The following is a 2,887-nucleotide window of genomic DNA, read 5'->3' as shown; positions in this document are numbered from 1 at the left end:
GATCGATGGAACCTGCGCTTCCTGGCTCCAGGAATTCTTCCAGGGGCAGACAGTGCCACTCCAGACGGTCCAGATTGGCGCGGATTGCCTCAAAATTTTCCGGGCGCAGGGCGAAGGGGAGCGCGCTGGTGTGGCGGCCGGTCAGGATCCATTGCAGGTAGGGATTATCCGCCGGGTTGAGGACGGTCAGGGCGTGACGGGTGCGGGCCAGGATGCGGTCGGCCACACTCCCCTGCACATAGCGGAAGAAACTGGGGTCGCGCCCCAACCTGCCCATGACGAAGCGGGAGAAGAAGACATGGAAGAGCAGCCGCCAGCGCCAGGTATCCCAGTGTTGCCGGTAGAAACTTCACGTTCTGCCGCCGTGCCGCCTGCCAATAGCTGTTGAATGGTGTTCCGGGAATGGACCAGGGGCATGATTCGCCCACGGAACAGGGCAAAGTAGCGTTCGAATTTGCCGGCCCCGCCGATACCGGCTTCCACCTGGCGGGGGTGGGCATCCCAGAAGGCGCGGTTGTCTGGGGCAAGCAGTGGTCGACAGCGTCGGTAGAGGTCGCTGCGCCGTGTACTCTGCCGCGAGCCGATCAGCTCCAGCAGTTCCCCATGGGAAAGTTCCCGATAGGCGGCAACCCGCAGCTCCAGACAGGCCAGCTGGGCCGGGTTGAGATCCAGGGCGATGACCCTTCCGGCCCCTTTGGCCAGCATGGCCAGGGTGTTGTCCCCGGCCGAAGCGATGGAAAGGCAGGTGTCACCGGCCTTGATCTCCAGCCCTTCCAGGAGAATATCGGCATCCTCCCAGCACTGGGCGTAGCGGATGGCTGAGAATTCTGCGTGGCTGGCGGCTTCACTCTGCATGGGTGGTACTCCTGGAAACTGGCTGATATTCAATCTCTTCCACGGTCAATGACTTAAGGATATCTGCTCCCTTGCAATCAGGTGCTAGTGTTCCGTGCGGTTAGTTCCCCGCAACAATTCTGAGGGATTTTGGTTCCTGGCAAGGCGTGGCGACGCAGGCCTAGCAGGCCTAAGCCGAGGAGCCACAACGCAGCCAGGGGCCAAAAGACCCGGAATTATAAGGAATGAATTAACCGTTCGGGACACTAGATAGCTTTCGCACCACGCCGCTGGCCCCATCCATTTCCACCTGATCGCCGCTGGCCAGCCAAGCGGTCAGGCCGCTGAGGGAGACAACCGCCGGAATACCCATCTCGCGGGCCACTATGGCCGAGTGGGAGAGCAGGCTGCCCCGTTCCACCAGCAGGCCGGCGCAGGCGGGAAAAGCATGATCCAGCCCGGATCGGTTCGCTCGGCCACCAGGATTTCTCCCTGGCGGATGACTGCACCGCGCGGATCGGTAATCACTCTCACTGTTCCCCGTACCACGCCGGGGCAGCAGCCGATCCCCTTCAGGCTGTCGCCATCGGGTACGGCTTGGGGCGCGGCCGTTGACCGGCAGGACTGATTGTGACTGACCATGCCGCGGGTTTCAAAACGGTCGGCAGGGGGCTCCATTGCTTGCCAGTGTTGGAATTCCGCCCGGCGCAGGGCGACCATGCCGCGCAGATCGGTGCTGGCGGCGGTCCCTTCCACAAAACCGAAGATCTCGTCCTTCTCCAGCCAAAAGATATCGCGGGCATCATCCAGCAGGCCATCCGCTTGAAAGCGTTTGCCCAGTTCCACGAAGATGCGCCGGACGCGGCCAAAGAGCCGGGTGCGCTCGAAGCGGAGGTTTTCCCGATCCCGTACCCGAAGGCGGGTGTGGTGCAGAATCCAGCGAAAAACAATTCTTTTGCCCGGACTGCCTCTCAGGGCAAGGCGTACCCGCTCCTCTGCCGCCAGCCGGAGGCAGATTCATCCATTGCCTGACCCGCCTTGCCGGCGCGGATGCGGCGGGCAAACTCGCCGATGGATCGTTGCAGCGGCGTGGGATCGTCTTCCAGGGTGGCGCTCTCCAGCTTCAATTCGTCCAGGCAGCGGTCGCTGAACTTCGCCAGATATGCCCCATAAAGGGGGCCCAAACGGGGATGGGCAGCCAAAGCTTCCTCAACAGCCGTGACATCGGCAGAAGCAAGCAGCTCGGCCAGTTCCTCGTCCTCTGCTGCGATCTCGGCCATTTCCCGCACCCGCCTGGCCGGTTCGGCACTGATGATGCCACCTTCGCCGGTAAGCAGGTCATTCTGCAAGGTTTCGTTGGTGTCGCCGCACCAGGAGCGGCTGTCTTCCGCAGCAGGCCGAAAAAGACCATGGCAAAAAAATCATTCACCAGGGGGGCATCCCAGCGGGTCAGCAGTTGCGCCTCCAGCATGCGGTAGTGGCCGACCAGTTCGTCGGGGCGCTGCATTTCCAGCTCCGGACTTGGCGTTGACAGCGCTTTGTTCAGACGTTGGAAAAAGCGGCTGTTGTTAGCCCCCGTCCGGTAATGATTGAAGACGAGGCCGGCCAGGCTGCGGGCCAGATTGAAACGGTCGCGCCAGGGGCCGACCCGGTAGACCGCCACCGTTTCGGCCAGGATATGCTCGGGAATGCCCTCCTTAGCCCCATCATCTGTTCCATGAAACGGCGGTTGGAGGTGAAGCCGGGCAGCATGGCCAGCAGGCGATACCAGTTGAGCAGGTTGTAGTAGACCCTGCCGCGAACCAGGCCGAGCATGCGCGGGAAAATGCGCTCATTGGCTGCAATGGCGTCAGCGGGAACCGCCATGATGCGGCAGAACTGGCGGTAAACCCCTTCATAGATATGGCGGGCAAAGGAGAAGGTGAGGGGGGTGGTGACGCCGCCGTAGCTCTCGACAATATTGCTGTTGTCCCAGATGTTGAGGCCGCCGTCGGGATCGGGCAAGGTGGCCAGGGAGGTGATGGGCCGGGATTGCAGCAGGTACAGTCTGTCC

At 62.2% G+C, this 2,887-nt stretch carries 4 protein-coding genes and 2 pseudogenes; all 6 read right to left on the bottom strand.

Going from position 1 to position 2,887, the window contains the following annotated elements:
* Positions 1 to 310 (bottom strand): DUF3419 family protein (locus JCM15764_RS27470; protein WP_279384602.1); only part of this gene is annotated, 310 nt, incomplete at its 3' end.
* A 53-nt stretch (positions 311 to 363) separates the two neighbouring features.
* Positions 364 to 855, bottom strand: a pseudogene (locus JCM15764_RS27465) (DUF3419 family protein); the annotation flags it as partial.
* Positions 856 to 1,084: 229 nt separating this feature from the next.
* A complete protein-coding gene (locus JCM15764_RS25635) occupies positions 1,085 to 1,255 on the bottom strand; it encodes a PEP-utilizing enzyme (RefSeq protein WP_243689553.1) in 171 nt (56 codons plus the stop codon).
* Entirely contained in the window at positions 1,219 to 1,680 is a 462-nt protein-coding gene (locus JCM15764_RS20670) for a hypothetical protein (RefSeq protein WP_054698806.1), read from the bottom strand. The genes JCM15764_RS25635 and JCM15764_RS20670 overlap by 37 nt, the downstream gene beginning before the upstream one ends.
* 125 nt (positions 1,681 to 1,805) lie before the next feature.
* Positions 1,806 to 2,198 (bottom strand): annotated as a pseudogene (locus tag JCM15764_RS20665) (hypothetical protein); the annotation flags it as partial.
* 178 nt (positions 2,199 to 2,376) lie between these two features.
* The coding region (locus tag JCM15764_RS20660; RefSeq protein ID WP_243689552.1) for a hypothetical protein at positions 2,377 to 2,887 on the bottom strand (511 nt) is incomplete at its 5' end.

The organism is Geotalea toluenoxydans JCM 15764 (genome assembly GCF_001311985.1).
Lineage (GTDB): Bacteria > Desulfobacterota > Desulfuromonadia > Geobacterales > Geobacteraceae > Geotalea > Geotalea toluenoxydans.
Note: the sequence above shows the minus strand (reverse complement) of the source record. Positions and strands in the feature narration are given on the sequence as shown.